This window comes from Microbacterium sp. MYb62, from assembly GCF_002979475.1.
Classification (GTDB): Bacteria; Actinomycetota; Actinomycetes; order Actinomycetales; family Microbacteriaceae; genus Microbacterium.
Genome location: NZ_PCOY01000002.1, coordinates 425,419 through 451,089, shown reverse-complemented (window position 1 = coordinate 451,089; position 25,671 = coordinate 425,419). Strand labels below are relative to the sequence as shown.

Sequence of the window (25,671 nt, the reverse complement as noted above, 5' to 3'; positions counted from 1 at the left end):
AGAGTGCGGGGACGGGCGCCTACCTCGCGACCGCTCCGACCCGTTCCCGCGTGCTCGTGATCGTGGCGAAGCCGCGCGCCGCGAGGATGCTCTCGGTGCGGCGCATGATGTCCTCCCCGGAGACGGCGGCGAGCGCACCCCGCTCCGGGATGGCCGAGGTCGTGGTCGCATCCGTGACGAACTCGACGTCGAACCCGAGATCGGCGGCCACGCGCGCCGTGGTCTCGCAGCACTGCTCGGTGCGGATGCCGCAGATCACGACGCGGCCGACGCCGGCCCGGCGCAGCTGCTCCTCGAGATCGGTCGACCCGAAGGCGTTGATGGTGGTCTTCACGAGGGCGGGCTCGGACTCCCGCGGTGCGAACCGGTCGATCACGCGCACGAATCCCTGTGCAGGGTCGAACACGCCTCCGCTGCCCGGCTCGGAGTGGGTGATCCACACCACCTGGTCTCCGGTGTCGCGGGCGTGGGCGACGAGGAGAGCGATGTTGTCGAGCACCGCGGGGTTCGCGGTGCGCTCCCAGTCATCGCTTCGTCGACGGAACGACTCCTGCGCGTCGATGACGAGCAGAGCCGTGGCGGTGGGTGTGTTCATGCGCTCATCGTGCCCGTCACGTCGAACCGGGACAAGATGCCGCACGGCCAGTGTTCGCAGGGATCCGGACAGTCCTACAGCCAGCCCTTGCGCTTGAACGCCGCGTAGAGGCCGAAGCCGAGGGCGATCATCAGCCCCACCGCCATGGGATAGCCGAGCATCCAGTGCAGCTCCGGCATGTGATCGAAGTTCATGCCGTAGATCGTGCCGACCAGCGTCGGGGCGAACAGGATCGCCGCCCAGCCCGAGATCTTCTTGACCTCGTCGTTCTGGCGGATGCTGAGCTCCGTCATCCGCCGCATCTCCTCGTTCTGCCGACGCGCGACGATCGTCGACTCCACCGTGAGGGCGTTGTCGAGCACGGTGCGGAACGTCGTCGCGCGGTCGCTCACGCGCAGTGTGTGATCGAGCACGTCGCGGAGGTACCGCAGCAGCTCCTCGCTCACGTGGTACTTGTCCGACCCCCGCAGCAACGCCTCCAGCATGCCGGACAGCGGCTGCGTGGCGCGCTGGAAGTCGATGACCTCCCTGCCCAGGTCGTAGATGCGCTGCGTGGCATCGGTGTCCTCTTCGAACAGCTGGCTCTCGATCTCGTCGATGTCGTTCTCGAGTCCGGCGAGAACCGGTGTGTACTCGTCGACGACCTCGTCGAGGATGGCGTACAGCACGGCCTCGGGACCATGGGCGAGCAGCGCGGGGTCGGCCTCCAGCCGCCGCCGGACCCGGCCCAGGTCGGGGGACTCCGCGTGCCGGATCGTCACCACGAAGTCGGGGCCGACGAGCACATGCACCTCGCCGAACTCGACCTCCTCGACGTCGTCGAGATAGCGGGCCGGGCGCAGCACCATGAACAGCACCTCGCCGTAGCGCTCGAGCTTGGCGCGCTGGTGACCGGAGAGCGCGTCCTCCACGACGAGGGCGTGGATGCCGAACTCGTCGGCGACCTCGCGGATCTCCTGCTCACTCGGCCGGTAGAGGCCGATCCACCCCATGCCGCCGCGCTCGCGCATGCGCTCGAAGGTCTCGCTGAGACTACGCGGATTCTCGGTGCGGACGCCGTCCACGTAGATCGCATTGTCGATGATCGCCATCGTCGCTCCTTCGCGCGGCCGCCCGCTCAGGCCGGGATCACTCCGCGGCCGGGGGCGCCACGCAGGGGATCGCGGCGTCGATGATCGCCTGGTGGTACTGCTCCGCGGTGAACGGGAGGCCGAACTCCGGCGCCGTCTGACCGTCGGCGGCAGGTGCCTTCGATGCGATCGCGGCGAGCTCCCAGGAGAGCTGCTGGGCGAACTGCGCACCCGTCGTCGAGTTGTTCAGCACGACGGCCACCGTGAACCCGGTCGCCGGGTCGGAGTATGCCGCCGTGGCGTAACCGGGAGCCCAACCGTGCTGACCGATCATCGACCCGACCAGATAGGCGCCTCCGGTGGACTGGTACCAGGACGGGGCGCCGTCGGCGGCCGGGAGCGGGGCGCCGAAGCGATCCGGCTTCTCCTTGGTACGCAGCGCCTGCGTGGCCTCCGCCTGGGCGTAGCGACCGAGTTCGGTGATCGTGGACACCGCACCGGAGTCCGTGAAGCCGGAGCTCGCCGAGAGGGTCGTGATGTCGACCGGGGCGGCGCAGTCGTAGCCGCCTTCGACCGGGTTGAGGTAGTGGCCGTTCAGCACGGGGCCGGTGCCAGGAGCCGCCGGCGCCGATCCCGGAAGCGAGGTGTTCGGGAGGTCGAGGGGCGCCGAGACGTATTCGGCGATGAGCTCGGATGCCGTCTTCCCCGAGGCGCGCTCGAGGGCGAGGCCCAGCAGCAGATAGCCGGCGTCCGAGTCGCGGTAGGCCGTGCGCGGTGCCAGTCGTTCCCGTGCGAGGCCGTAGCCGGCGAGCTCCAGCGGTGCCCAGATGCGCTCAGGAGTGTTCAGCCAGGCCCCCTTGACGGTCTCGTCGGACGAGCCCGCACCACTGGTGCCGTTGCACAGGTCGACGAGCGTGACGTCTTCCATGTCGGCGACGCCCGAGACGTAGTCGGGGACGAGCGCGTCGAGCTCGACCGTTCCCTCGTCGGCGAGGGCGTAGAGGACGTCGCAGGTCATCAGTCGGGTGACGTCGGCGATCCGGAAGGACATGTCGGTCGACAGCTCCCCGGTGCCGTCCCGCTCCTGCGTGCCGATCCCGGTCACCCAGCTTCCGCTCCACGGTGCCCACACGCCGACGATCGCGCCCGAAGCGCCGGAGGCGGCGAGCGCGTTGTCGACGGCGGCCTGCATCGCGGCGACCGTGTCGTCCGGGAGCGGCCCGTCGACCTGAGCCGGTGGTGTGTACGAGAACGAGTCTTCGGGCGAGCATCCGGTGAGGACGAGAGCGAGCACGGCCGCAGTGGCCGTTGCGGCGCGCCACCGGCGCGACGAGAGAAGCTGCATGGAAGGAACCCCCGAGGACGTGTCTCCCGAGTCTAGAGCGCGGATGCTGAAAGTCGGCCCCGCGACGGGCCTCTCGCCCGTGCGTAGAGTTGTGAGCGTGCCCCACGCCTTCGATTCCGATGTGATCACCGCCGTCCTCCGCCACATGAACGGCGACCACACCGACGACAACCTCCTCATCGCTCGCGCGTTCGCCGAGCCGTCCGGTGTCACCCCGTCCGGTGCCGAGATCACGGATGCCGTGATGACCGGGTTCGACGGGGACGCCGGGGTGTGGGACATCACACACGGCGGAGTCGTCTCCGAGCTGCGTGTCCCGTGGCCCGGAGGACCGATCACGGAGCGTCCGGCCGTCCGCCGCGAGGTCGTCGCCCTCTACGACGCCGCGTGCGCGCGTCTCGGAGTCGAGCCCCGCCCGCACGCCTGAGACATCACCGGAGCGACGACGACCGGGATTCCCGACTTTCGCATCAGGTAAGGCGAGCCTTACACTGAGGGAATGTCCGAGATCCTCTCCTTCTCCGCCGCCCTGCGCGAGCGCTCGTCCGGATCGCATTCCCGCAGCGAGACCGCCGGCTTCATGTCCGACCTGCTGAAGGGTGAGGGCTCACGCGAGGACTACATCTCGCTCGTCGCTCAGCATTACTTCATCTACGAGGCCCTGGAGGGTGCCGGCGAGCGCATGCGCCAGGATCCGGTGGCCGCCGTCTTCCTCAGCGACAAGCTCACGCGCCTGCCGGCGCTCGAAGCCGACCTCGAGTTCCTGCTCGGCGCCGACTGGCGCGCGCAGATCGTTCCGCTGCCGACCACGCAGCGCTACGTCGACCGCATCCGTCAGGTCGGGGCCACCTGGGCCGGCGGCTTCGTCGCGCACCACTACACCCGCTACCTCGGCGATCTGTCCGGCGGCATCTTCATCGGCCGCGTGATGGCCCGACGCTTCGGCTTCGAGACCAACGGCATCGGCTTCTATCTCTTCGACGACATCGCCGACCCCTCCGCCTTCAAGGACGTCTACCGCGAGCAGCTCGATGCCGCCCCCTGGGACGACGCCGAGCGCGAGCGCGTGATCGACGAGGTTCTGCTCGCCTACCGCTTCAACACCGAGCTGTTCGAAGACCTCGACCGCGCCCGCGCCGCCGCCTGAACCGGGTTCGCCCGCCCGAGGGAAGCCGGGCCCGAGGGGACTCAGGCTTTCGGGAGCTCGGGCGTCGACGCCGCGAGCCAGGCGTCGCGCATGAACCGACGCACGTCTTCGTCCACGCGGATGTCGCGAGGACGCAGCGCCCGCGACAGGTACAGCCCCTCGAGCGAGGTCAGCCTGCTGAGGGCGACATACGTCTGCCCCGGTGCGAACGCCCCGGAGCCGAGGTCGATGATGGCGCGCTCATAGGTCTTGCCCTGCGACTTGTGGATCGTGACCGCCCAGGCCAGCCGCAGCGGGAACTGGGTGAACTCGGCCACCACGTCGCGGGAGAGCTTCTTCGTGTTCTGGTCGTAGGCGTACCGGAATCGTTCCCAGACGGCGGGTTCGACATCGACCTCCTCACCGTCGATGTCGACGCGCACCGCGCTGCCGAGGATGCGCGTCACCGTGCCGATGGTGCCGTTCACCCAGCGAGGAGGCTCCCCCGACATCGCCGTGTCGTTGCGCAGGAACATCACCTGCGCTCCGACCTTCAGCTTCAGCTCGGACTCGGCTGGCAACGAGGCCTCGCCGCGTCCGAAGTCGCCGCTGACCTCGGCGCGCGCCGTCTGCTCCTTGCCCGGCAGCGCCGCGAGGTGGCGGCTGTTGATGCTGTTCACGATGTCGTTGCGGGTGGCGAGCGTGATCATCGGCACCTCACCCGGCTCCGGCTCCGGCGGCGTGCGCGCGCCCTGCGTGTTCAGCACCCCGGCGATCTCGGCGGTCACCCGGCCGTAACGCACGGCGTTGAGCATCGACTTGAACCCGTCATCGGACTGCCGATGGATCTGCACGAGCTCGCGCACGTGCAGTTCTGCGCGCGTGTCGACCTGGAACAGGCCCTCCTGGTCGGAGATCCCGGATCCGCCGGCCCACACCTTCGCATCGAAGAACCAGAACGAGCGGTAGTGGTCCTGCACGTAGCGGGCCTCGTCGCCACGCGGCGGAACGGGGGCGAGCTGGTAGGGGTCGCCGAACATGACCACCTGCACCCCGCCGAAGGGCTCGCCGCGACGCCCCCTGGCCTGACGCAGCGAACGGTCGATCGCATCCATCAGGTCGGCGTTCACCATCGAGATCTCATCGATGACGAGCGTCTCGATCGCGTTCAGGATGCGCCGGGTCGCATCGTTCTGGTCGATGTCGGCGTCGCCGATCAGTCCGATCGGCAGGCGGAACAGCGAGTGGATCGTCTGACCCTCGACGTTGAGCGCCGCGACGCCGGTGGGTGCGCAGATCGCGATCTGCTTCTCGGTGTTCGCCGCGAAATGCTGAAGCAGCGTCGACTTCCCCGTGCCGGCTCGCCCGGTGATGAAGACGTGCTCGCCGGTGTCTTCGATGAGTCGGAAGAGCTCTTGCTGCTCCTCGGACAGGGCGGGAAGGGACACGGCACTCACAGGGGCAGCAGGCGGAAACGGGGCGCCACCCATGCTACGTCCCTCCGCCGGAGCACGGCCGCCGACGCTCGGCGTCCCCTCAGGACGCCCTCCTAGACTGACGCCATGGTGCGTGACCGGAGGAGCGCGCCCAGGCGCGCGCGCCTGGGGGTCGATCTGGCGATGCTCGCCGTCGTCGGCCTCGTGCTCGTCGCCGCTCTCGGCGCCGGTGGCGCCACCCTCTACCAGCAGTTCTACGGCCCCTCGGCGTTCGTCGTCCGCTATCTCGATCTGCTCTCCTCGGGTCGCGCGGCCGACGCGCTCCGCGTGCCCGGCGTCGCGATCGACCGCGAGACCCTCGAGAAGGCCGGCATCGACCCGGCGGCGTCCGAGGCGATGCTCCGCCGCTCCGCACTCGCGCCGCTCACCGATGTCGAGGTCGAGTCCGAGAAGCCCGCCGACGGGGGCACGGCCGTCACCGTCAGCTACCAGGCGGCCGGCCATCCCGGCACCAGCACGTTCCTGGTCGCGCAGGACGGCTGGGCCGGCGTGACCCCCAACTGGCGCTTCACCACCAGTCCTCTCGCCGTCGTCGAACTGACGGTGCGCGGTGCGGACAAGTTCGCGATGAACGGGTTCGAGGTCGACCGCCGCCAGGTGTCGAGCGATGGCGTGGACGCCGCCGCACTCGACCCGCTGCCCCTGCTCGTGTTCACTCCGGGGCTGTACTCGGTGACGGTGGACACTCCGATCTCGACCTCATCCGGTCAGGGGGTGCTCGCCGACACCCCTCTCGCGGTCACGCCGCTCGACGTGCAGACGACGCCGACGGACGAGTTCATCGATGTCGTGCAGGAGCGGGTCGAGGACTTCCTCACCAAGTGCACCGCTCAGGAGGTGCTCCAGCCGACTGCGTGCCCGTTCGGCATCCGGGTCACGAACCGCCTGTCCTCTCCGCCCCAGTGGTCGATCGCGGCGCAGCCGCAGATCACCGTCGCCCCGGACGGCGGGCAGTGGCAGATCCCGACCACGAATGCCGTCGCGCACGTCGACGTCGAGATCCGCTCCCTGTTCGACGGCTCCGTCGAGCCGCTGTCCGAAGACGTGCCGTTCCAGCTCAACGGCACGATCTCGATCCTGCCCGACGGGTCGGCGGCGATCAGGGTCGGCTCTCCCGGCGAGCCCCCCGTCGACTGACGGAGCCGGGTTTCGCCGCGGTCAGCGGCCTCCGCGCTCCTCGCGCCTCTGGTCGCGCTCGGCGAGGGCGGCGAGCTGGGCGTTGTACTCCTCGAGCTCCGCGTCACCCGTGCGGTCGGCGTGCCGGTCACGCCGACGCTGCAGCTTGGTGTCGCTGCGACTCCACTGGATGGCGACCGTGATCGCGAGGATCAGGGTCGGGATCTCGCCGATCGACCACGCGATGCCGCCGCCGACGTACTGGTCTTCCATCGGACTCGCGCCCCAGTCGCGGCCCATCGCCCCGAACCAGTCGGCGACCATCAGCCCCTCCTGCATCATGATCGCGATGCCGAAGAAGGCGTGCATCGCCATGACGGCGATCAGGGTGATGAGGCGTCCGGGGTAGGGCAGCCGGTAGGGCACCGGGTCGGCACCGATCAGGCTCATCACGAAGAGGTAGCCCGAGAGCAGGAAGTGGATGACCATCCACTCGTGACCGAGGTGCTCGTACATCGACCAGCGCACGAGGTCGGTGAAGTAGAAGGCCCAGAGGGACAGGATGAAGATCGCCGCCGCGACGAACGGGTGCGTGACGACACGGGCGAACGGCGAATGCACGGCCCACATGATCCACTCGCGACCGCCGCGGGTGCCGTCGTCGCGCTTGTGGATGGCACGCAGCGCGAGCGTGATGGGCGCACCCGAGACCATCAGCAGCGGGATGGCCATCGACAGCATCATGTGGCCCATCATGTGGATGCTGAACAGGTACTCCTGGTAGGCGTTGAGCGGCCCGCTGGTCACCCAGACCAGCATCAGCATCCCGAGCACCCAGAACACGGTGCGATGGATCGGCCAGCGGTCGCCGCGCAGCCGCAGGCGTCGCACACCGGCGAGGTAGAAGAACAGGCCGAAGCCCGCAGCCACGAGCCAGAGCACGTCGAAATCCCAGGCGGTGAACCAGCGCTCGAGTGTCAGCTCCGGAGGCAGGGTCGCGCCGGTCAGGATCTGCGCGGGGGTCTGCGCGAAGGCGGCGGTCTCGCCGGTCGGCGGAGGGGTGCGGGCCAGCGCGGCGGCGGCACCGGAGGCGAGGCCCATCAGGGCGACCTCGCAGAGGATCAGGAGCCAGAACCAGCCCGCGGCACGGGGTCCTGCGAGCTTGGGGATGAGGCGGATGCGATACCAGGCACCCAGCAGTCCCATCCCGCACAGCAGCACGACCTTGGCGAGCACGATCCAGCCGTACGGGGTCGCCCACAGTGCATCCCAGCTGCCGACGGCCACAGTCGACCGCGTGACGCCGGACACGGCGACGACGGCGAACGCGGCGATCGCGAGCGACGAGTAGCGGCCGACCAGCCGCGCGGCGTCGACGTCGCCCCTCCCCCGCAGCAGGATGAGGAGCAGGAGGCCGCCGAGCCACACCGCGGCGCCGATCGTGTGCAGGAGGATCGAGTTGACGGCGATGTTGTGCCCGGCCAGGTCTCCGGCGTGGCCCTGCGTCGCGAGCGGCAGGAAGGACGCGGCCGCGAGCAGCGCGGTGAGGAGCGTGGGCGTCCACGAACGCCAGGCGAACGCGAGCACCGTGATGACCGCGCCGCAGAGCGTGGTGATGAGCCAGGACTGACCGAGCGGCAGTTCCAGCAGGAATCGGCCGAGCTGCGTGCCGAACTCGCGCTCGAGCGTGAGCTTCGGGTTGAAGGCGGCCATGAACGCGAGGAACCCGGCGAGACCCGCGGAGACGGTGAAGACCGCGGCGCCGATCGAGGCGATGTTCAGTGCCGCGTCGAAGGATCTCTCCCCCGCGCGGAGGCCGAACAGCGCGAGCACCAGCGAACCGAGCATGACGGCGCCCGCGATGTTCATCAGGAGCTTGGCGACGGGGGTGCCCCAGAGCACGAACGGCCCGGGGTCCTGCAGGAGCGGCGGCTTCGCGCCACCGCCGACGAGGAGCGCGAGCACGAGTGCGACCATCGCGGCGACGAGGAGGATGACGAGCCCGGCGACTCGATACGCCGATATCCGACTCGTCGACTCGCTGCGGGAACTCACCCCTCCAGCCTAGGCGCGCCCGGCGGGGAGAAAGCACGAAGGCCGCCCCCGTCGGAACGGGAGCGGCCTTCGAAGAGGTGCGGTCGATTACTTGACGGCAGCCTTGAGCTTGGAGCCAGCGGTCACCTTGACGCGCTTGCCGGCCGGGATCTTGATCTCGGCGCCGGTCTGCGGGTTGCGGCCCGTGCGAGCAGCGGTGTCGACCTGCTCGAAGGAGATCCAGCCCGGGATGGAGACCTTGCTGCCCTTGGCAACGGCGTCGGAGACCGTGGCGAACAGCGAGTCGAGGACACCGGAGACGGTGGCCTGGCTCTGGCCCGTGGCGCTTGCGATGCTCGCGACGAGCTCGGTCTTGGTGATGGACTTGTCAGCCATGTCATCCTCCAGCGACGAGATCCCGTCGCATCGTTGTGGGTGTCGGAGCGGATGCTCCTGGTCTAGTGACCGCCTCGAATGTATCAACGACCACCCGCATTTCCGCGTCATTTCGCGGGTTTTGGGCAATTACTGGGCGTGTCGCGTCACTTTCGTCACTCCAGTCACAGATTCCGACCCTCTCCGCGGGGCCGGTGCGCGTCGATCACCGCGCCGGCGGTGCGCTCGAAGGCGGGCGCGACGCGGTCCTCCCCGTCGAGATATCCGCCGACCAGAGCGGCATCCCGCAGCAGGACGAGGGAGGCGGCGACCTCCTCCGGACGCTCCAGACCGGCCGAGGCGGCGACCGCCTGGAGGGTGGAGCGGAACCACTCCCTGTGCTCGTCGATGAGCCGGCGCACGGCTCCGTCGGCATCCGGATACTCCGCCGCCGCGTTGATGAACGGACACCCACGCGTATGGCGTTCGCGGATGTCGGCGGCGATGCCCTGCACCACCGCGTCGAGCAGCGCATCGGGATCGGTGACGGCGTCTCCCGCCTGCGCGAACATCGCCCGCAGCATCTCGTCCTCGTTTCCGAGGTATGCGAGCACGAGGTTCTCCTTGCCGCCGAACTGCTTGTAGAGGGTCGCGCGGGTGACCCCGGCCTCCTCGATCACCCGGTCGACGCCGACCGTGTGGATCCCCTCCGCGTAGAAGAGGCGGGTGGCCGCATCGATCAGCCGGGAACGGGCGGGGCTGGGGCGTTTCGTCGTGGTGTTCATGATCTGTCCTCCCTCATCGTGGCATCCGAACCGCGGCTTCCGATCGACGACTTCACGACTTTCGGGAATACGTTGCGGTAGATAGAACGTTCGGTCTACTATCAGAGTAACGCACTCCCGGACCGCGGGAGCCGAATCAGAGAGAAGAAGAACATGAACACCACCGACAAGACCCCCATCGTCCTGATCCACGGCCTGTGGATGACACCCGCGAGCTGGAGCACCTGGGCCGAGCGCTTCCGCGCGCAGGGTCACGAGGTGATCGTCCCGGGGTGGCCCGGCATCGACGACCGCTCCGTCGAAGACGTCCGCCGCGACCCGTCTGCGCTCAAGGGCATCGGCCTGACGCAGATCGTCGACCACTACGAGCGCATCATCCGCGCCCTCCCCGTCAAGCCGATCATCATGGGCCACTCGTTCGGCGGTGTGATCACGCAGATGCTCGCCGACCGCGGCGTCGGCGCCGCCTACGTCGGGGTCGCCCCCGGACAGACCGCAGGCATCACGACCCTCCCGCTGTCGACGCTGTGGACCGGCACCCCGATCCTCTCGAACCCGTTCGGTCGCAACGGCGCCAAGCCGCTCTCGAAGCGCCACTTCCACTTCACGTTCGGCAACGATCTGAGCCGCGCCGAGTCCGACCGCTTGTGGGAGGAATCGGCGGTGAACTCCTACAACCGGGTGTTCTTCGAGGGCGTCGCCTCCGCGTTCGACGAGAAGGGCGGCGTCACGCACGTCGACTACGCCCGCACCGACAGGGCTCCCCTCTATGTGATCACGGGCGAGATCGACCATGTCGTGCCGCCGGCCATCGGTCGCGCGATCGTGAAGAAGTACCTCTCCTCCGGCAGCCCGTCCGTCGTGGACTACAAGGAGTACCCCGGACGCACGCACCGGCTGGTCAGCCAGGACGGCTGGGAGGAGATCGCCGACGACGCCCTCGGCTGGGCCGTCGCACACACCACGACTCCCGTCGCGTGACGCGCGCGTTCAGGCGCACACGCGAGATGCGCCCCGCGGGTTCAGGCGAACACGCGAGAACAGGCATCCTCATGGCTGACTCGCCTGATGCCACGCGTTCGCCTGAGCCGGCGCGGGAGCGCGCGAGCCGGAGGACGCGAAAGGGGCGAGGATCCGAAGATCCTCGCCCCTTTCGGCTGTCTGCTGAGACTTACCAGCTCGACTTGGTCACGCCGGGCAGCTCGCCACGGTGCGCCATGTCACGGAAGCGGACACGCGAGATGCCGAACTTCGTGAGGACACCACGGGGGCGGCCGTCGATGACGTCGCGCGAACGCACGCGAGCCGGCGACGCGTTGCGCGGCAGCTTCTGCAGGCCGACGCGTGCGGCCTCGCGGGCCTCGTCGGTGGCGTTCGGGTCGACCAGGGTCTTCTTCAGCTCGGCGCGACGCTCGGCGTAACGCTCGACGATGACCTTGCGCTGCTCGTTGCGAGCGATCTTGCTCTTCTTAGCCATTGATCAACGCTCCTCTCGGAATTCGACGTGCTGACGGATGACCGGGTCGTACTTCTTGAGCACGAGGCGGTCGGGGGTGTTGCGGCGGTTCTTCTTCGTCACGTACGTGTAACCCGTACCTGCCGTCGACCGCAGCTTGATGATCGGACGTACGTCCTGAGCCTTCTTGGCCATTAGAGCTTCACACCCTTCGCCTGGAGGTCCTTGACCACGTTCTCGATGCCGCGGACGTCGATCACCTTGATGCCCTTGGCGGACACGTTGAGCGTGATCTTACGACCGAGCGACGGCACGAAATAGGTCTTCTTCTGCACGTTCGGGTCGAAGCGGCGCTTCGTCCGGCGGTGCGAGTGCGAGACGTTGTGACCGAAGCCGGGAACTGCTCCGGTCACCTGGCACACTGCTGCCATGATGGTGACTCCTTCTCTACCGTGAGGCCAGATGGCCCCACCCAAGATCCCTTGTCTGCACGCGACCCCGCCACGCCCGATCTCTCGGTCACTGAGGGGGAAGCACGCGAACTGCGCACAGGAGTGTGCGCAGACAAAGAGTCAGTTTAGCACGGGTGGCGTGCCGAGCGCTGCGGCCTCGGCCGCTCCACGCCCCCACCGGAACGGCGACACCGTCGGATCCGCGTCGATCCAGAAGCGCCAGGGGAACGCCCCGGTCCCGGCGACTCCGGCCACCCCGACCCGCGGACCGGATGCGACGTCGCTCCGCTGCGCGCCCAGCCAGAGCTCGGCGTGTGCGCCGTGCCGCTCCTCGCCCGTGATCGCATCGATCCCGTCATGCAGCGGATGGCGCAGCCCCACAGCCTGGCCGAGACGACCGGGACCGCGCGCGAGGTCGCGCAGCGCGATGCGTCCGAGAGGCAGGTCCACTCCGCGGCGACGCGCTGCGGCATCCTCGCCGACCACCACCTCTCCCGCCCGCAGCAGAACGCCGTCCCCCTGCCCCTCCGGCCCGCACACCACGTTGACGCAGGAGTGGATGCCGTGACTCAGATACACGTACAGGTGCCCCGGCTCCCCCCACATCGTGGCGTTGCGCGCCGTGCGCCCCATCCGGGCGTGCGATCCGGGATCGGGGATCTCCCCCGTACCCTGCCCGTGGTACGCCTCGACCTCGGTGATACGCAGGCGCACCTCGACCGGAACGCCATCGGCCGACGTCGCGACGAAGGTGCGCAACTCGCCCCCGAGGAGGCGGGGGGCGACGTCGACGGCGGAGGCACCCAGCTCGGCCCTGAGGGCACGGCGCAGCGCGCCCGGTGAGGACGTTTCAGCACCGCGCGTCAGGTCGGAACCGCGGGAAGTCTCAGAACCGCGGGGAATCTCAGAACCGCGGGGAATCTCAGAACCGCGGGGAATCTCAGAACCGCGGGAGGTGCCGGCGCCGCGAGACATGTCAGAACCGCGGGGCCGTCTGGCACCAGGAGGCGTCGAACCCGGTGAGGGCGACGAGCTCCTTCCCCGAGTCCATGTCGATCAGGTGCGTCTCGACCGCCTCGGGCAGCGGCAGCTGCATCCCGTCGTACGGGTTGTTCGCCAGATCGGGCGCGATGACCACGGCCGCGTACTGGCCGCTCGGCGACGCGCACGCCTGCAGGATCGAGTCGGTGGAGGCGACCTCGACGAGCGGGGTCGCCGCGCCGTCGTCGTCGACACGGATGACCGCCTGCCCGATCGGGAGACCCGCCTCGTCGCGGGCGACGACGTGGCGGAGCGTGCCACCGGGATACGGGGTGATCGAGGTGGCCGCGCCGTAGTCGGGATCGGATGCCGGGAGCGGCTGCTCCGACCCGTCAGCGAGGTTGAGCTCGACCACCGCGCCGTCGAGCCGTTCGACGATCGCCGTGTACGTGCCGCGCGAGATCCCCTGGATCGTGGCAGCGAGGCCGAGGGACTGGACGCCGGCATCGCTCGAGCGGTCGAGGAGAGAGAGCGCGCCGTCGAAGTCGATGAACAGCACCGCGGCACTGTCGGGCACGAACTGCCAGACGAAGACGCTGGCCTCCACGCCGGCGACCTCGATGATCTGCGGTTCGTCATCGCCGCTCAGCGACTGGGTCACGAGCACGCTCGCGCGCCCCTGGGTGTCGCTCAGCTCGCGATCGGAGTAGCTGTAGCCGACCAGTCCGCCGCGCTCGGAGACCTGGACCGCGCCGACGTTGCCCTCGCCGGGCAGAGGCAGCTCGCGCTGATCCGTCCCGTCGCGATCCATCACGAGCAGATGTGAGCCGTCGTCCTCTTCGACCGCGACGACGAGCTGCGTGGACGTCGCCCGGAAGTCGTTGATCCTGTCGTGCTCGAAGACCGCGACGGCCTTCTCACCGCCGAGGTCGGTGAGGAAGATCTTGTCCTTGCCCTCGACGTCGCGGCGCAGCAGGAAGATGTGGGAGGCCGGCGTCTCGAAGCTCGTCGTCAACGTGGTCGACGGGCCGCCGCCGGCACCGACGACGTCCGCCACGCGAACCGTGTACGTGGTCGAGTCGTCGAGCGGAACGGTGAAGCGGACTCCGACGCCACGGCCGGAGGCATCGACCGTGAAGGGCACGGCCGGCTCGACGGTCACCTGCGCCGGATCGATCTCGGCGAGCGCCTGATTGGCGGTGAGGATGATCCGGCTCCCGGAGGACTCGATCGCCTGCGCGGCGTCCACCTGGACGTCGCTGAGCCGCGGCCCCTGCAGCAGGCTGGCGATGCCCAATCCCGTTCCGACCAGGACCAGGACGCCCAGGACCGCGCCGATCGTGAGCAGGAAGCGGCGGCGGTTCGGGGGCGCACCGCCGGTCTGCTCTCCGGAGGGGATGCGGGCGTGCGGGAGCGCGGGAGCGGCGACACCGGACGTCGCGGTCTCGGCGGCTCCGGTGGGAGCGGCGCCGGCGGGCACGTCGATGACCGGCGCGGCGCCGACGAACACGGGCTCAGGGGCGACGGGGACCGCGGGGAGCGCGGTCGCCTCGGCATCCTCCCGCGCGGCAGCCTCGAAGGCGGCCATCTTCCGGGCGGCTGCCTCCTGCTCCGCGACCTCACGGTCACCGGCCTCGCGGACAGCGGCATCACGGACAGCGGCATCACGGACAGCGGCTTCGCGAACGGCGGCTTCGCGATCAGCGCCGTCGCGGACCCGGGCATCACGATCGGGGGCCTCACCCGCACCGGCATCCGGTTCGTCCCCGTGCGGTGCGGCGTGCTCCGGCGTCTCGATCGCGCGATCGATGCGTTCCGCCTCCGCCGCCTCGGCAGCCTCCCTGGCCGCCCGCATCTCCGCGCGGGTCCGGGGGACGGCGGGCACCTCGGGACGCTCGTCGTCAGTACTCATACGGGTCTCCCGGCTCGTCGATCGCGACGACGTCGCTCGGTTCGATGCGGAGCTTGCCGTCGGCGTCCGCGCGCACGGTTCCCGTGATCTCGACCCACTGCCCCGTCGCGTACTCGCCCGCATCCACAGCGACCGGCAGGAGCGCGGTCTGCGCGTCGATCACGCAATGGGTGATGACGAGGCGGGTGAGGTTCACGGCGTCATCGTCCGAGCCGTCCGGCGTCACGAAGCCCGTGAGCTTCACGGCGGCACCGTCGTAGGCGGCGGTGTTCGTCGCCGCGGCGAACACGCTGGCCCAGTCGCCCACGCCGAAGGTCGAGGTGTCGGCCACGCCGAGCGCCACCGTGTCGGCGCCTGCGAACAAGGCGCTCTGCTCCCCCGCGCGCGACATCGCGAGCTCGACGGACAGGGATGCCGGGGGGAGCACGAGTCCGGCGACGACGACGCCCGAGGCGATCACGCCGCCCGCGACCGCGCCGACGCCGGCGAACGTGCGGCGGGAAGACGCTCGCGCCGTACCGGCATCCGCGTCATCGACCGTCTCCGCCACCGGGCCGTGATCATGCCCGTGGTCGCCCTCTTCGCCGAGCGGGAGGGTGCACGACCAGATGGCTCCGGCCAGCGTCACGACCGCGGCGGCGCAGGCGAACCACACCGACTCGGGGCTGATGTAGAGGTTGAGGCGCCCGGTGAGGCCGAGGCCGAGCGTGACGACCGAGATCACGGCGGCGAGCCCCACACCCAGCCAGCGGGTGCCGAGTGCGCGGACGCGGGCGGCGGTCTGCTCAGACCGCGCCATCTGCTCAGACAAGGACGTTCACCCCGATCCCGATCGCGAAGGCCGCGGCGAGCACGATGCCGACGATCCCGACGAGTGTGCGCCCGGTGAACGTGGTGCGCATGAGCGCGAGCATCTTGATGTCGACGAGCGGTCCGACGAGCAGGAAGGCGACGATGGCTCCCGAGGAGAACGTCGAGGCGAACGACAGCGCGAAGAACGCATCGACGTTCGAGCAGATCGCCACGGTCATGGCGAGCACCATCATCGCGACGATGGACAGCACCGGGTTCGAGCCGATCGCCAGCAGCCACTCCCGCGGGATCAGCACCTGCACGGCTCCGGCAAGTGCCGAACCGATCACGAGCGCGGGCATCACGGCGCGCAGCTCGATGAGGAACTGGGTCAGGCTGCGGCGCACGGGCGTGCCGGGTTCGTGCGTGACGCGGTCGCAGGTGTCGACGAAGCGCTGGGTGAGCATGCCGTCGGGGTCGGGGTGGCGGCTGTAGATCCAGCCGATCAGGTTCGCGATCAGGTAGCCGCCGACGAGGCGGGCGACGAGGATGCCGCCGTCCCAGCCGAAAGCCGCGTGCGTGGTGAGGATCACGATCGGGTTCACGATCGGCGCCGCGATGAGGAACGTCATCGCCTCGGCCGGAGCGAGCCCGCGCATCATGAGCCCGCGGGCGAAGGGCACGTTGCCGCACTCGCACACCGGGATCAGCATGCCCAGCAGCGACAGCACGGCACGGCGGGCCCAGGCGCGCTTGGGCAGCCACCGGTGGATGACGTCGGCGGGGAGCCACACCTGCACCACGATCGACAGCAGCACCCCGAGGATCACGAACGGCAGCGCCTCGATGAGGACGCTCAGCGCGAGGGTGAGTCCGTCCTGCGCGCGGGTGGGCAGCGAGGCGGGGAACAGCGTCGGCAGGAAGGCGTCGATCAGGAACAGCGCGGCGATGATCGCGGCACCGAGCCCGACGCCGATCCATGCCGATCGCGGCGAGGGTGCCGGGCGATGGGAGTGGCCGTGACGGGTCGCCGTTGCTGCGGAGGAGCTCACGCGGACGCGGCCCTCTCGGCGTCGCGCTTGTTGGCGCACGGCGTGCACAGCCCGAAGATGTCGACCACGTGGGCGGCCTCCGTGAAGCCGTGCAGTGCGGCGGTGCGGTGCGCCCACTGCTCGACGTCCTTCGCCTCGATCTCGACGGTCAGACCGCAGGATCGGCAGATCAGGTGGTGATGGTGGCCCTGCGTGGTGCACGCGCGATAGAGCGCCTCACCTTCGGGGCTCTGCAGCGAGTCGGCGTCTCCGGATGCCGCGAGCCCGGCCAGTGCGCGGTACACGGTGGCGAGGCCGATGCCGGTGTTGTCGTCGCGCAGCGAGGCGTGCAGGCTCTGCGCGCTCACGAATCCCCGCGCGTCGGCGAGTGCTTCGCGCACGCGTTCGCGCTGCCAGGTGTTCCGCTGAGCCATACGAAGAGTCTAGGCCGCGGGGGTTGGCGAGGGCTGGGAGTGGATCTCAGCGCAAAGCGAAAGCCCCGGGTCAGTTTCCTGATACCGGGGCTTTCAAAGTCGTGGCCCGAGTAACGTACTGAATCAACAGCATCGGTCATCAAGGGCTCTCGCTGTCTCTATTCTAGACGAACGGATAGGTCTTGTCACCCGATCGCGATTCTTGGGTTACCGCATGGTTGTCACCGGGCCGGTACGCAAAGTACCTGAGTGCAGCTCGCGGAGATCACGACAAGGCATTGCAGATCTACGAGTGGAACGCTCGTCTCTCCGCCGCGTTGCTCCATGATCTTGGACATCTGGAAGTTGGCTTGAGGAACGCGTACGACTGCGCACTCCTCTCCCATCCTGCTGTCGCCGGTGACGACTGGATCAAACCCGATGTCGCCGTGTTTTTGCTCCCGCAGCACCTCACCACGGACGAACATGGCGTGGCTCAGGATAAGAATGCCACGCCACGCAACGCGATCAAGCAGGCTCGAAAGTACGCCAAGTTCTCCGAAGGAAACGGAGTACACCGAGGCAAGGTGATCGCCGAGTTCATGTTCGGGTTCTGGTCGTACCTGACTGACAGCCTCCATGAGAAGACGCTCTGGGTTCCCGCCCTCCATAAGGCATACGCCCCCGGCACGGATCGTGCCAAGATTCACGCTGCACTCGACGACCTGCGGGATGTCCGGAATCGGCTCGCGCACAACGAGTCCACCTACGATCGGCATCCCGAGAACCTACGGCGAAGCATCGTTTTTGTTGCGAGAAGCCTCTCAGAGCCGCTTCGGGGACATATCGTCGCCCACAGCACAGTAACCGAGGTGCTCAGCTCCGCGCCCTGACGAGCGGCGCCGCCGACACGCAAGCCTCAGGCCCGCACACGACGCACTCGGGCACGGGCGCGCTGCACGATCCAGCACACCACGTAGATCGTGAACGACAGGGTGGTGATGTAGGGGCTCACCGGCAGCGTGCCGGCGAGGGCGAGCAGGATGCCGCCGACCGCCGAGACGAACCCGAACAGTGCGGACAGCAGCGGCACGGCGATCGGGCCGGCGGTGACGCGCATCGCCGCCGCGGCGGGCGTGACCAGCAGCGCCATCACCAGGAGCGCCCCGATGATGTGCACGCTCACCGCGACGATGAGTCCGAGCAGCACCATGAACAGCAGGCTCACCGCCCGGGTCGGCACTCCACGCGCGGCGGCCGATTCCGGATCGAGCGAGTCGAACCGCAGCGGGTTCCACATGACCAGCAGTCCGAGCAGCACGACCATGCTGATGCCGATCAGCCAGCCGAGGTCCGGGCTCGAGACCGAGACGATCTGCCCGGTGAGCAGGCTGAAGCGGTTCGCGCTGCGGCCGTCGTAGAGGGAGAGGAACAGGATGCCGAGGCCGAGGCCGAACGGCATGAGCACGCCGACGATCGAGTTGCGATCCCTGGCCTTGGCACCGAGGATCCCGATGAGGATCGCCGCCACGAGCGCGCCGCCGAGGGATCCGGCCACGACGCTGCCGCCGAACAGGAGCGCGGCGGCGGCGCCCGCGAACGAGAGCTCGCTCACTCCGTGCACCGCGAACGCGAGGTCGCGCTGCATCACGAAGACGCCGATGAGCCCGCCCACGATGCCGAGCACGGCACCCGCGATGATCGAGTTCGAGAGCAGGGCGACGAGCTCGCCGTAGTCCTGGAACGAGAAGACGTCGCTCCAGTCGACCAGGGGCACCATGCCCAGTGCGGCGCTCATGCCGCTCCTCCGTGCTCGTGGTCGCCGTGGTCATGGTGGGGCTCGGCATCCGGAACACCGACGACGACCAGCCGGTCGCCCGCGCGGAGCACGAACACCGGAGTGCCGTAGAGGTCGGTGAGCACGCGCGTCTGCAGCACCTCGTCGGGGGTCCCGAGCAGGAACCGTCCACCGGCGATGTAGAGGATGCGGTCGACCCGGCCGAGGATGGGGTTGATGTCGTGCGTGACGAACAGCACCGCCGCCTCGCGCTCGCGACGCTGGCGGTCGATGATGTCGGTCACGGCGAGCTGATTCGCGAGGTCGAGGTTCGACAGCGGCTCGTCACACAGCAGCAGGGCGGGCTCGTCCGCGAGAGCCTGCCCGACCCGAAGCCGCTGCTGCTCACCGCCCGAGAGCAGTCCGACCCGGCGATCGGCGAAGTGCGAGGCCCCGACCGCGTCGAGCAGACGGTCGACCTTGGCCCGGTCGCCGCGGTGCGGGATGGGGAAGCCGAAGCGACTGCCCTGCACGCCGAGGGCGACCAGGTCACGCGCCCGCATGCTGGTGTCGGGGGCGAGCGAGCGCTGCTGCGGGATGTACCCGATGCGGGCGTTGCCGCGATGCACGGGCTCCCCTGCGACGCGGATCGTCCCCGACGACAGCGGCTGCAGACCCAGGATGCTGCGCAGCAGGGTGGTCTTGCCCGATCCGGAAGGACCGAGCACCGCGATGAACTCCCCCGGCTCGACCGTGAGGTCGAGTCCCGACCAGAGTTCGCGATCGCCGCGGTGGAGTGCCGCGTCGGAGATCTCGAGGACGGGTGTCTCGCGCTGTGCGGCGCCGCTCACGACTGGACGGCGGCGGCGAGGCTCTGGATCGCGTCACTCATCCACTCAGAGTACGACGATCCGTCTTCGAGCAGCTCCGTGAAGGCGACGACGGGGATGCCGGCGTCCTTCGCTGCCGTCTCGACGCGCTCGGTCTCGGCTCCGCCGGTCTGGGCGTTCGTCAGCAGTGCGGTCACCTGGCCGCTGCCGATCACGTCGAGCGCCTGGAGCAGCACGGCGGGGGCGACATCCGTGCCCTCCTCGACCGACTCGGCGAATCCCTCGGGGGTCACGTCGGTGAACCCGGCGGCGGCGGCGAGGTAGCCGGGCAGCGGCTCCGTGATGAAGACGTTGACGCCCGTGGCGTCCGCCTTGAGGGTCTCGAGGTCGGTCTCGAAGCCCTCGAGGTCGGCGGTGAGCTCGGCCGCATTGGCGGCGAACTCCTTCGCACCGTCAGGGTCGAGCTCGGACAGCTCATCGGAGATCGCCTCGACGACGTGGACCATGGTGTGCGGGTCGAACCAGACGTGCTCGTTGAAGCCCTCGATGTGGTCGTGACCCTCGTGGCCTTCCTCGCCCTCACCCTCGCCCTCGCCCTCGGCATGGTCGTGGTCGTGGGCTTCTTCCTCGGGGGCATCGCTTTCCGCGGGGGCATCGGTCGCCGACTCGTCGGCGTGGTCGTGGTCGGCCTCGTCCTCATGCCCCTCGTTGCCGGGGAAATCGTGCGAGTACTCGACGGCCGTGACGACGTGCGGGTCTTTCGCATCCTGCAGCAGCGTGTCGATGAAGGCGTCGTATCCGCCGCCGTTCTCGATCACGAGGTCGGCCTTCTGCACGGTCAGCCGGTCACGGGCGCTCGCCTCGTAGGAGTGCGGGTCCTGCGAGGCCGAGGTGATGATCGATTCGACCTCGACGCGGTCTCCGCCGATCTGCGCGGCGATGTCGCCGTAGACGTTGGTGCTCGCGACGACCGTGATGGTGCCGTCGTCGCCCTCTCCCGCGGCGGGGGCGGAGCATCCGGCCAGCGCGAGAGCGGCGACGGATGCGAGGGCGAGGGCGACGACGGGCTTCTTCATGCCCTCACTCTAAACGTTAATGAGAACCATTATCAAATTGGACTGACGAGACGCGCTACCCGAGCAGGGCCGCCGGGGCGATCCAGGCCGTCGTCTCGCCCGACAGCGCAGAGCCTTCGAGCGGGGCGCTCGCCAGCACCACGTCGGCGGCGTCCGCGCCGAGATCGAACGGCCCGCTGCCGAAGTTCGTCACGATCTGCCACCCGTTGGGGCGGGTGAAGCGCAGCACGTCGGCGCGACCGGTGTCGATCCACTCCAGCACCTCGTCGGTCTGCAGCGGATGACGCAGGCGCAGAGCCTCGCGATACAGCGACAGCGTCGATGCGGGATCGGCCGCCTCGACATCCGCCGCATGGTCGGCGAACCACTCGGGCTGCGGCAGGTGTGCGGGCGCCGCACCGAACCCGAAGGAGACGCCGTCGGCGCTCCACGGCAGCGGCACGCGGCATCCGTCCCTGCCGAGACCGTCGAACTCGGCGCCGCGGAAGAACGCCGGATCCTGTCGCTGTTCCGCGGGGATCTCGGCCACCTCGTGCAGCCCCAGCTCCTCGCCCTGGTAGAGATAGGCGCTGCCGGGCAGCCCGAACAGCAGCAGCGAGGCCGCCTTCGCGCGACGGAGGCCGCGCTCGCGATCGAGCATGTCGGCGGGCCCCCCGGCCGCGACCCACTCGGTCCCCTGCTTCACGGCACGGCCCTGCAGCGGGGCGAGCCCGTAGCGGGTGGCGTGGCGCGTGACGTCATGGTTCGAGAGCACCCAGGTCGTCGACGATCCGGTGCGCCGCGCCTGCTCGAGGTTGTCGACGATGATCTCGCGGAACTGCGCCGCATCGAAGTCGGCGACGAGCAGATCGAAGTTGAACGCCTGCCCCAGCCCCTCGGCCGACGCATAGCGTGCGCGGCGCTCGGGAGTGTCGACCCAGGCCTCGGCGACCGCGGTGCGGGGCGGGTCGTACTCGTTGAAGACCGTGCGCCATTCGGCATAGATCTCATGCACATCGTCACGGTCGATCAGCGGGTGGTTGCCCGAGGTGCGGTCCATGGTGTCGAGTTCCGCCCGGGACGGCAGCGGCTCGCTGAGGTCCTTCGTGAGCATGTGCGCGACATCGATGCGGAAGCCGTCGACCCCGCGGTCCGACCAGAAGCGCAGTGTCGTGAGGAAGTCCTCCCGCACCTCCGGGTGGTCCCAGTTGAAGTCGGGCTGCTCGGTGGCGAAGTTGTGGAGGTACCACTGCCCGTCTTCGACCCGCTCCCACGCGCTGCCGCCGAACACCGACACCCAGTCGGTCGGCGGCTCCGAACCGTCGGGGCCGGCTCCCTCGCGGAAGATGTAGCGCTCGCGCGCCGCCGAACCTCGACCTGCGGCCAGCGCCTCCTGGAACCAGGCGTGCTGGTCGGACGAGTGGTTCGGCACGATGTCGACCACGACGTGGATGCCGCGGGCGTGCAGAGCCTCGACCATCGCATCGAAGTCGGCGAGGGTGCCCAGGCGCGGATCCACGTCGCGGTAGTCGGCGACGTCGTAACCGCCGTCGGCGAGCTCCGAGGGATAGAACGGGCTGAGCCAGACCGCGTCGATGCCCAGCTCGGCGAGGTAGTCGACGCGCGACACGATGCCGGGGATGTCGCCGAGTCCGTCGCCGTCCGCGTCGGCGAAGCTGCGGGGGTAGATCTGGTAGACGGCGGCCTGACGCCACCACGCTGCGGTCTTCTCGGCTTCGCGGGTCTCGGTGAGAAGCGAATCGGTCATGAGGGGTGGTGCTCCTTCTTTCTTGCGGGTGGTTCTCTTCTTGCGGGTGGTTCTTTTCTTGCGGGTGGTTCTCGCGGTGTCGCCGTCTAGCCCTTGACGGCACCCTGGGTGACGCCCTCCATCACGAAGCGCTGCGTGAAGAGGTAGGCCAGGATGGCCGGAGCCATCGCCATCAGATACGAGGCGAACGACACGTTGTAGTTGTTGCTGAACTGGTTCTGGAACAGGTTCTGCCGTACCGGGAGCGTCTGCAGCGCCGGATCGGAGATGATGAGCGACGGCATCATGAAGTCGTTCCAGGCATAGAGGAAGGCGAAGATGCCGACCGTCGCGCTCATGGGGGCGAGCAGCGGGAAGATCAGCTTCCAGAACGTCTGCCACGTCGTGGCGCCGTCGATGCGGGCGCTCTCCTCCAGTTCGATCGGGATCGACCGCAGGAACGCCGTGAACAGCAGCACGCTGAAGCTCAGCTGGAACATGGTCGCCAGGATGATCACGCCCAAGGGGTTGTCGAGCCCGAAGCGTCCGGTGAGCTGGATCTGCGGGAGCGCGACGACCGGGAACGGGATGAACATGGCCGCGAGCAGGTAGAAGAACGAGTAGCGGAACAGACGCCGGTCCCAGTTGCGCACGATCGCGTAGGACGCGAAGGCGGCGAGCACGATCGTCGCGGTCACGGTACCCGCGGTGACGAGGAGTGAGATGCCCGCGCCGACCGGGAACTTCGTGAGGTTCCACGCCTCCACGAATCCGTCGATGCTGAACGGCGCCGGCAGGGAGAACGCGTTGCCGTCGACCGCCTGATCCGTCGTCTTGAAGGCCATCGAGAGGGTGACGTACAGCGGCAGGAGAACGGTGACGGCGCACAGGATCAGGATGATGGTGCCCGACCAGTTCACCCGCTCCATGCGCGTGCGGGGCTTCTTCCCCGAAGCGGTCTGGGTGGTGATCGTCTGCGTCGACATCAGAGTGCGTTCCTTCCGCGCGTCAGCGACAGCTGGAGGAGGGAGATGAGCACGGCGACGATGAAGAAGATGGTCGCGTTGGCCATCTGATAGGCGTAGTCGCCGCCGTTGAAGCCCGCGATGATCGTCATCGCGACGCTGCGGGTGGAGGTGCCGGGGCCGCCGTTGGTGAGTCCGACGATGATGTCGTAGGCGTTCAGGAAGCCCTTGAATCCGAGGATCACGTTGATGACGACGTATCCCGCGACGAGCGGGAGCGTGATGCGCGTGAGCTGCTGGGTCTTGCTGGCGCCGTCGATGCTCGCCGCCTCGTACACCTCGCCTGGCACCGACAGGAGACCGGCGATGTAGATCAGCAGCGTGCCGGGCACGGCCTGCCAGGCGGTGACGACGACGATCGCGATCCACGCGAGGTCGGGGTTGGCGAGCAGGCTCGTCTCGAGCCAAGGGATGCCGGCTGCAGCACCCGCCGCCGGGAGCGAATTCGAGAACAGGAAGTTGAAGACGTAGGCGATGATGATGCCCGAGATCACCATCGGGATCACGAAGATCGTGCGCAGACCCGTCTTGAAGCGGATGCGCGAGGTGAGGCCGACGGCGAGCAGGAACGCCACCACGTTGACGACGACGACCGTCGCGATCGAGAAGCCGAACGTGAACAGGTAGCTCTGCAGGATCGCCGGGTCGCTGAACATCGCGATGTAGTTCGTGAAGCCGTTGAAGCTCCATTCGCCGATGCCGATCGAGTCGGTGAAGCTGAAGAAGATGCCCATCACGCCCGGCACCGTGATCGCGAGCGTGAAGATCACCAGCGTCGGCAGCAGGAACAGGTAGTAGATGGGCTCGACGCGGCGGGTGTGCCGCCGCAGCTTCCGATCGCCGCCGGTGACGATGAGGGTCGTGCTGTCCGAGGCTGACGTGCGTGTGGTGGTCATGATGCACCCTCCTCACCGGCGGCGGTGTCTTTCGTCGAGGGGATCGGAGCGCGGAAGGCGATGCGAGCCCAGTCCGCGTCCATGGTGCGCAGGATGGAGGTGGGAGAGGCGCCGAGCACCATCGCCTGCGCGTAGTTCATCATCGGAAGCGTCTTGGGAACGAGCACCGAGGGGCCCTGATAGATCTGCCCGTCGTCGTAGTACGGGATCATCCCTTCGATGCGCGGGTCGTCGGGGGCGGGGGCGCCCTTCGTCGGGGTGAACCCGAGCTGCGAGGCGTTGTACTCCTCGATGTTCTGCGGTTCGTAGAGGAACTCGAGGAAGTCGCGGGCGGCCTCCTGGTGACGTGACCCCTCCGGGATCATCGCGGCGAGGTCCATGTTGACGCGCACACCGAGGTCGGCGGGGTCGTCGGTCATCGGCAACGGGAAGGTGCCGAGCTGCAGATCGGGTGCGGTCTTCGCGATCTCGCTGAACGCCCACGGGCCCTGCAGGTACATGGCCGCCTCGCCCTTGCCGAACGCGAGGTTGCCGTCGCCGTAGCCTCGGCTCGCCGCATCCTCGTTCGTGTAGTCGTCGGCGAGCTGCAGCATCCGGTCCATGGGCTCGGCGAAGTCCTTCTCGAACGAGACCGGTGCGTCCGGACCGACGTCGGTGCCCTCTTCGGCGAGCGCGTCGAAGAACTCGATCACGTCGACCGATCCGCCGGCGGTGTAGTCGTACCACCCCTGTCCGACGGTCCAGTCGTCCTTGAACGTGCCGTAGAAGGGATCGATGCCGGCGGCCTTCAGCTGCTCGCAGACGGCGATGAGCTCGTCCCAGGTCTGCGGCACCTCGAGACCCTGCGCGTCGAAGATCTCCTTGTTGTAGATGACGGAGGCGGCCATCACCGAGTACGGCAGCGCGCTCGTGCGCCCCGCGCAGGAGCCGTACTGGTCCATGAGCGGCTGCAGGTCGTCGCGGATGCCCGCCGCGGCGTCGGTGCCTGCGAGATCGGTGAGGGCGCAGCGCTGCACAAACCGGGCGATCTCGTAGTTGTAGTTCGCGAGCATGATGTCGGGCGGATTGCCACGCACGAAGCTGGCGGAGACGACGTCGACGCCCGAGGTGTCGATCTCGACCTTCACGTCGCTCTGGGAGGAGTTGTACTCGGCGACGAGTTCGGTCATGAACTCGATGGCTTCGCGCTTGCTGAAGGTGAAGCGGATGGTCTCCGCCCCGGAGCCGGCTGCGCAGCTCGTGAGGGCGGCCCCGACCAGCGTGAGCCCGAGGGCCCCGGCGATCAGCCGCACCGCGCGTGTTCGTTTGACAGACACCGTCGTCCTTTCGATGCATAGATCCGCAAACTAAATCTAGTGAGCG

At 68.6% G+C, this 25,671-nt stretch carries 27 protein-coding genes; 5 read left to right on the top strand and 22 right to left on the bottom strand.

The window, feature by feature from the left end; genetic code table 11:
* Positions 1–19: 19 nt before the first annotated feature.
* The 3 genes from CQ042_RS04680 to CQ042_RS04670 form a co-directional block, all read right to left on the bottom strand.
* Entirely contained in the window at positions 20–595 is a 576-nt protein-coding gene (locus tag CQ042_RS04680) for an isochorismatase family protein (RefSeq protein WP_105669165.1), read from the bottom strand.
* Positions 596–669: 74 nt separating this feature from the next.
* Entirely contained in the window at positions 670–1,686 is a 1,017-nt protein-coding gene (locus CQ042_RS04675) for a magnesium and cobalt transport protein CorA (protein ID WP_105669163.1), read from the bottom strand.
* A gap of 37 nt (positions 1,687–1,723) precedes the next feature.
* Positions 1,724–3,010, bottom strand: coding sequence for a serine hydrolase domain-containing protein (locus tag CQ042_RS04670; protein WP_105669161.1), 1,287 nt, complete (start codon positions 3,008–3,010; stop codon positions 1,724–1,726).
* Positions 3,011–3,107: 97 nt separating this feature from the next.
* Here CQ042_RS04670 and CQ042_RS20670 point away from each other — a divergent pair, with 97 nt between their 5' ends.
* Both CQ042_RS20670 and CQ042_RS20665 read left to right on the top strand, forming a co-directional pair.
* A complete protein-coding gene (locus tag CQ042_RS20670) occupies positions 3,108–3,437 on the top strand; it encodes a DUF2470 domain-containing protein (RefSeq protein ID WP_105669299.1) in 330 nt (109 codons plus the stop codon).
* Between the two features lie 72 nt (positions 3,438–3,509).
* Positions 3,510–4,157, top strand: coding sequence for a heme oxygenase (biliverdin-producing) (locus CQ042_RS20665; RefSeq protein ID WP_105669159.1), 648 nt, complete (start codon positions 3,510–3,512; stop codon positions 4,155–4,157).
* 41 nt (positions 4,158–4,198) lie between these two features.
* On the opposite strand, the gene CQ042_RS04655 is transcribed toward CQ042_RS20665, so the two are convergent.
* Complete coding sequence (locus CQ042_RS04655; RefSeq protein ID WP_181157451.1) at positions 4,199–5,584, bottom strand: ATP-dependent RecD-like DNA helicase; 1,386 nt, start codon at positions 5,582–5,584, stop codon at positions 4,199–4,201.
* A 114-nt stretch (positions 5,585–5,698) separates the two neighbouring features.
* On the opposite strand from CQ042_RS04655, the gene CQ042_RS04650 reads away from it, so the two are divergent.
* The gene (locus CQ042_RS04650) at positions 5,699–6,769 is read left to right on the top strand and encodes a hypothetical protein (protein ID WP_105669155.1); all 1,071 of its coding nucleotides are present in this window, start codon (positions 5,699–5,701) and stop codon (positions 6,767–6,769) included.
* Positions 6,770–6,790: 21 nt separating this feature from the next.
* Here CQ042_RS04650 and CQ042_RS04645 read toward each other — a convergent pair whose 3' ends face one another.
* From CQ042_RS04645 to CQ042_RS04635, 3 genes are all read right to left on the bottom strand, one after another.
* Positions 6,791–8,725: a cytochrome c oxidase assembly protein gene (locus CQ042_RS04645; protein WP_105669297.1), complete on the bottom strand. Its 1,935-nt coding sequence runs from the start codon at positions 8,723–8,725 to the stop codon at positions 6,791–6,793.
* Between the two features lie 165 nt (positions 8,726–8,890).
* Positions 8,891–9,178, bottom strand: coding sequence for an HU family DNA-binding protein (locus tag CQ042_RS04640; RefSeq protein WP_017203554.1), 288 nt, complete (start codon positions 9,176–9,178; stop codon positions 8,891–8,893).
* Positions 9,179–9,342: 164 nt separating this feature from the next.
* Positions 9,343–9,942, bottom strand: coding sequence for a TetR/AcrR family transcriptional regulator (locus CQ042_RS04635; RefSeq protein WP_105669154.1), 600 nt, complete (start codon positions 9,940–9,942; stop codon positions 9,343–9,345).
* A 153-nt stretch (positions 9,943–10,095) separates the two neighbouring features.
* Here CQ042_RS04635 and CQ042_RS04630 point away from each other — a divergent pair, with 153 nt between their 5' ends.
* A complete protein-coding gene (locus tag CQ042_RS04630) occupies positions 10,096–10,923 on the top strand; it encodes an alpha/beta hydrolase (RefSeq protein WP_105669152.1) in 828 nt (275 codons plus the stop codon).
* Between the two features lie 190 nt (positions 10,924–11,113).
* Here CQ042_RS04630 and rpsN read toward each other — a convergent pair whose 3' ends face one another.
* The 8 genes from rpsN to CQ042_RS04590 form a co-directional block, all read right to left on the bottom strand.
* Positions 11,114–11,419 (bottom strand): 30S ribosomal protein S14, encoded by a 306-nt coding sequence (rpsN, locus tag CQ042_RS04625; RefSeq protein WP_017829734.1) that lies wholly within the window; start codon positions 11,417–11,419, stop codon positions 11,114–11,116.
* A gap of 3 nt (positions 11,420–11,422) precedes the next feature.
* Positions 11,423–11,593, bottom strand: a complete 171-nt coding sequence (rpmG, locus tag CQ042_RS04620; protein ID WP_017203558.1) for a 50S ribosomal protein L33 — start codon at positions 11,591–11,593, stop codon at positions 11,423–11,425.
* On the bottom strand, positions 11,593–11,829 hold the full coding sequence (rpmB, locus tag CQ042_RS04615) for a 50S ribosomal protein L28 (RefSeq protein ID WP_017203559.1): 237 nt from the start codon (positions 11,827–11,829) through the stop codon (positions 11,593–11,595). Before rpmB ends, rpmG begins: the two co-directional genes overlap by 1 nt.
* A 141-nt stretch (positions 11,830–11,970) precedes the next feature.
* Positions 11,971–12,681 (bottom strand): DNA-3-methyladenine glycosylase, encoded by a 711-nt coding sequence (locus tag CQ042_RS04610; protein WP_258132031.1) that lies wholly within the window; start codon positions 12,679–12,681, stop codon positions 11,971–11,973.
* A gap of 145 nt (positions 12,682–12,826) precedes the next feature.
* Positions 12,827–14,743: an Ig-like domain-containing protein gene (locus CQ042_RS04605; protein ID WP_258132026.1), complete on the bottom strand. Its 1,917-nt coding sequence runs from the start codon at positions 14,741–14,743 to the stop codon at positions 12,827–12,829.
* A complete protein-coding gene (locus tag CQ042_RS04600; RefSeq protein ID WP_105669148.1) occupies positions 14,733–15,542 on the bottom strand; it encodes a TIGR03943 family putative permease subunit in 810 nt (269 codons plus the stop codon). Before CQ042_RS04600 ends, CQ042_RS04605 begins: the two co-directional genes overlap by 11 nt.
* Positions 15,543–15,546: 4 nt before the next feature.
* On the bottom strand, positions 15,547–16,587 hold the full coding sequence (locus tag CQ042_RS04595; RefSeq protein WP_181157437.1) for a permease: 1,041 nt from the start codon (positions 16,585–16,587) through the stop codon (positions 15,547–15,549).
* Positions 16,584–17,000 (bottom strand): Fur family transcriptional regulator, encoded by a 417-nt coding sequence (locus tag CQ042_RS04590; RefSeq protein WP_045263847.1) that lies wholly within the window; start codon positions 16,998–17,000, stop codon positions 16,584–16,586. Before CQ042_RS04590 ends, CQ042_RS04595 begins: the two co-directional genes overlap by 4 nt.
* A 278-nt stretch (positions 17,001–17,278) precedes the next feature.
* Here CQ042_RS04590 and CQ042_RS20270 point away from each other — a divergent pair, with 278 nt between their 5' ends.
* Positions 17,279–17,872, top strand: coding sequence for a CAAX protease (locus tag CQ042_RS20270; RefSeq protein ID WP_146115343.1), 594 nt, complete (start codon positions 17,279–17,281; stop codon positions 17,870–17,872).
* Positions 17,873–17,898: 26 nt separating this feature from the next.
* Here CQ042_RS20270 and CQ042_RS04575 read toward each other — a convergent pair whose 3' ends face one another.
* From CQ042_RS04575 to CQ042_RS04545, 7 genes are all read right to left on the bottom strand, one after another.
* Entirely contained in the window at positions 17,899–18,759 is an 861-nt protein-coding gene (locus tag CQ042_RS04575) for a metal ABC transporter permease (protein WP_105669291.1), read from the bottom strand.
* A 14-nt stretch (positions 18,760–18,773) separates the two neighbouring features.
* The gene (locus CQ042_RS04570; RefSeq protein ID WP_105669142.1) at positions 18,774–19,607 is read right to left on the bottom strand and encodes a metal ABC transporter ATP-binding protein; all 834 of its coding nucleotides are present in this window, start codon (positions 19,605–19,607) and stop codon (positions 18,774–18,776) included.
* Positions 19,604–20,662 (bottom strand): metal ABC transporter solute-binding protein, Zn/Mn family, encoded by a 1,059-nt coding sequence (locus tag CQ042_RS04565; protein ID WP_105669140.1) that lies wholly within the window; start codon positions 20,660–20,662, stop codon positions 19,604–19,606. The genes CQ042_RS04570 and CQ042_RS04565 overlap by 4 nt, the downstream gene beginning before the upstream one ends.
* Before the next feature lie 55 nt (positions 20,663–20,717).
* Positions 20,718–22,409 (bottom strand): glycoside hydrolase family 13 protein, encoded by a 1,692-nt coding sequence (locus CQ042_RS04560; protein ID WP_105669138.1) that lies wholly within the window; start codon positions 22,407–22,409, stop codon positions 20,718–20,720.
* Positions 22,410–22,495: 86 nt separating this feature from the next.
* Positions 22,496–23,374 (bottom strand): carbohydrate ABC transporter permease, encoded by an 879-nt coding sequence (locus CQ042_RS04555; RefSeq protein ID WP_105669136.1) that lies wholly within the window; start codon positions 23,372–23,374, stop codon positions 22,496–22,498.
* A complete protein-coding gene (locus CQ042_RS04550) occupies positions 23,374–24,309 on the bottom strand; it encodes a carbohydrate ABC transporter permease (protein ID WP_258132025.1) in 936 nt (311 codons plus the stop codon). The genes CQ042_RS04555 and CQ042_RS04550 overlap by 1 nt, the downstream gene beginning before the upstream one ends.
* Positions 24,306–25,625, bottom strand: coding sequence for an ABC transporter substrate-binding protein (locus CQ042_RS04545; protein WP_105669134.1), 1,320 nt, complete (start codon positions 25,623–25,625; stop codon positions 24,306–24,308). Before CQ042_RS04545 ends, CQ042_RS04550 begins: the two co-directional genes overlap by 4 nt.
* Positions 25,626–25,671 lie beyond the last annotated feature (46 nt).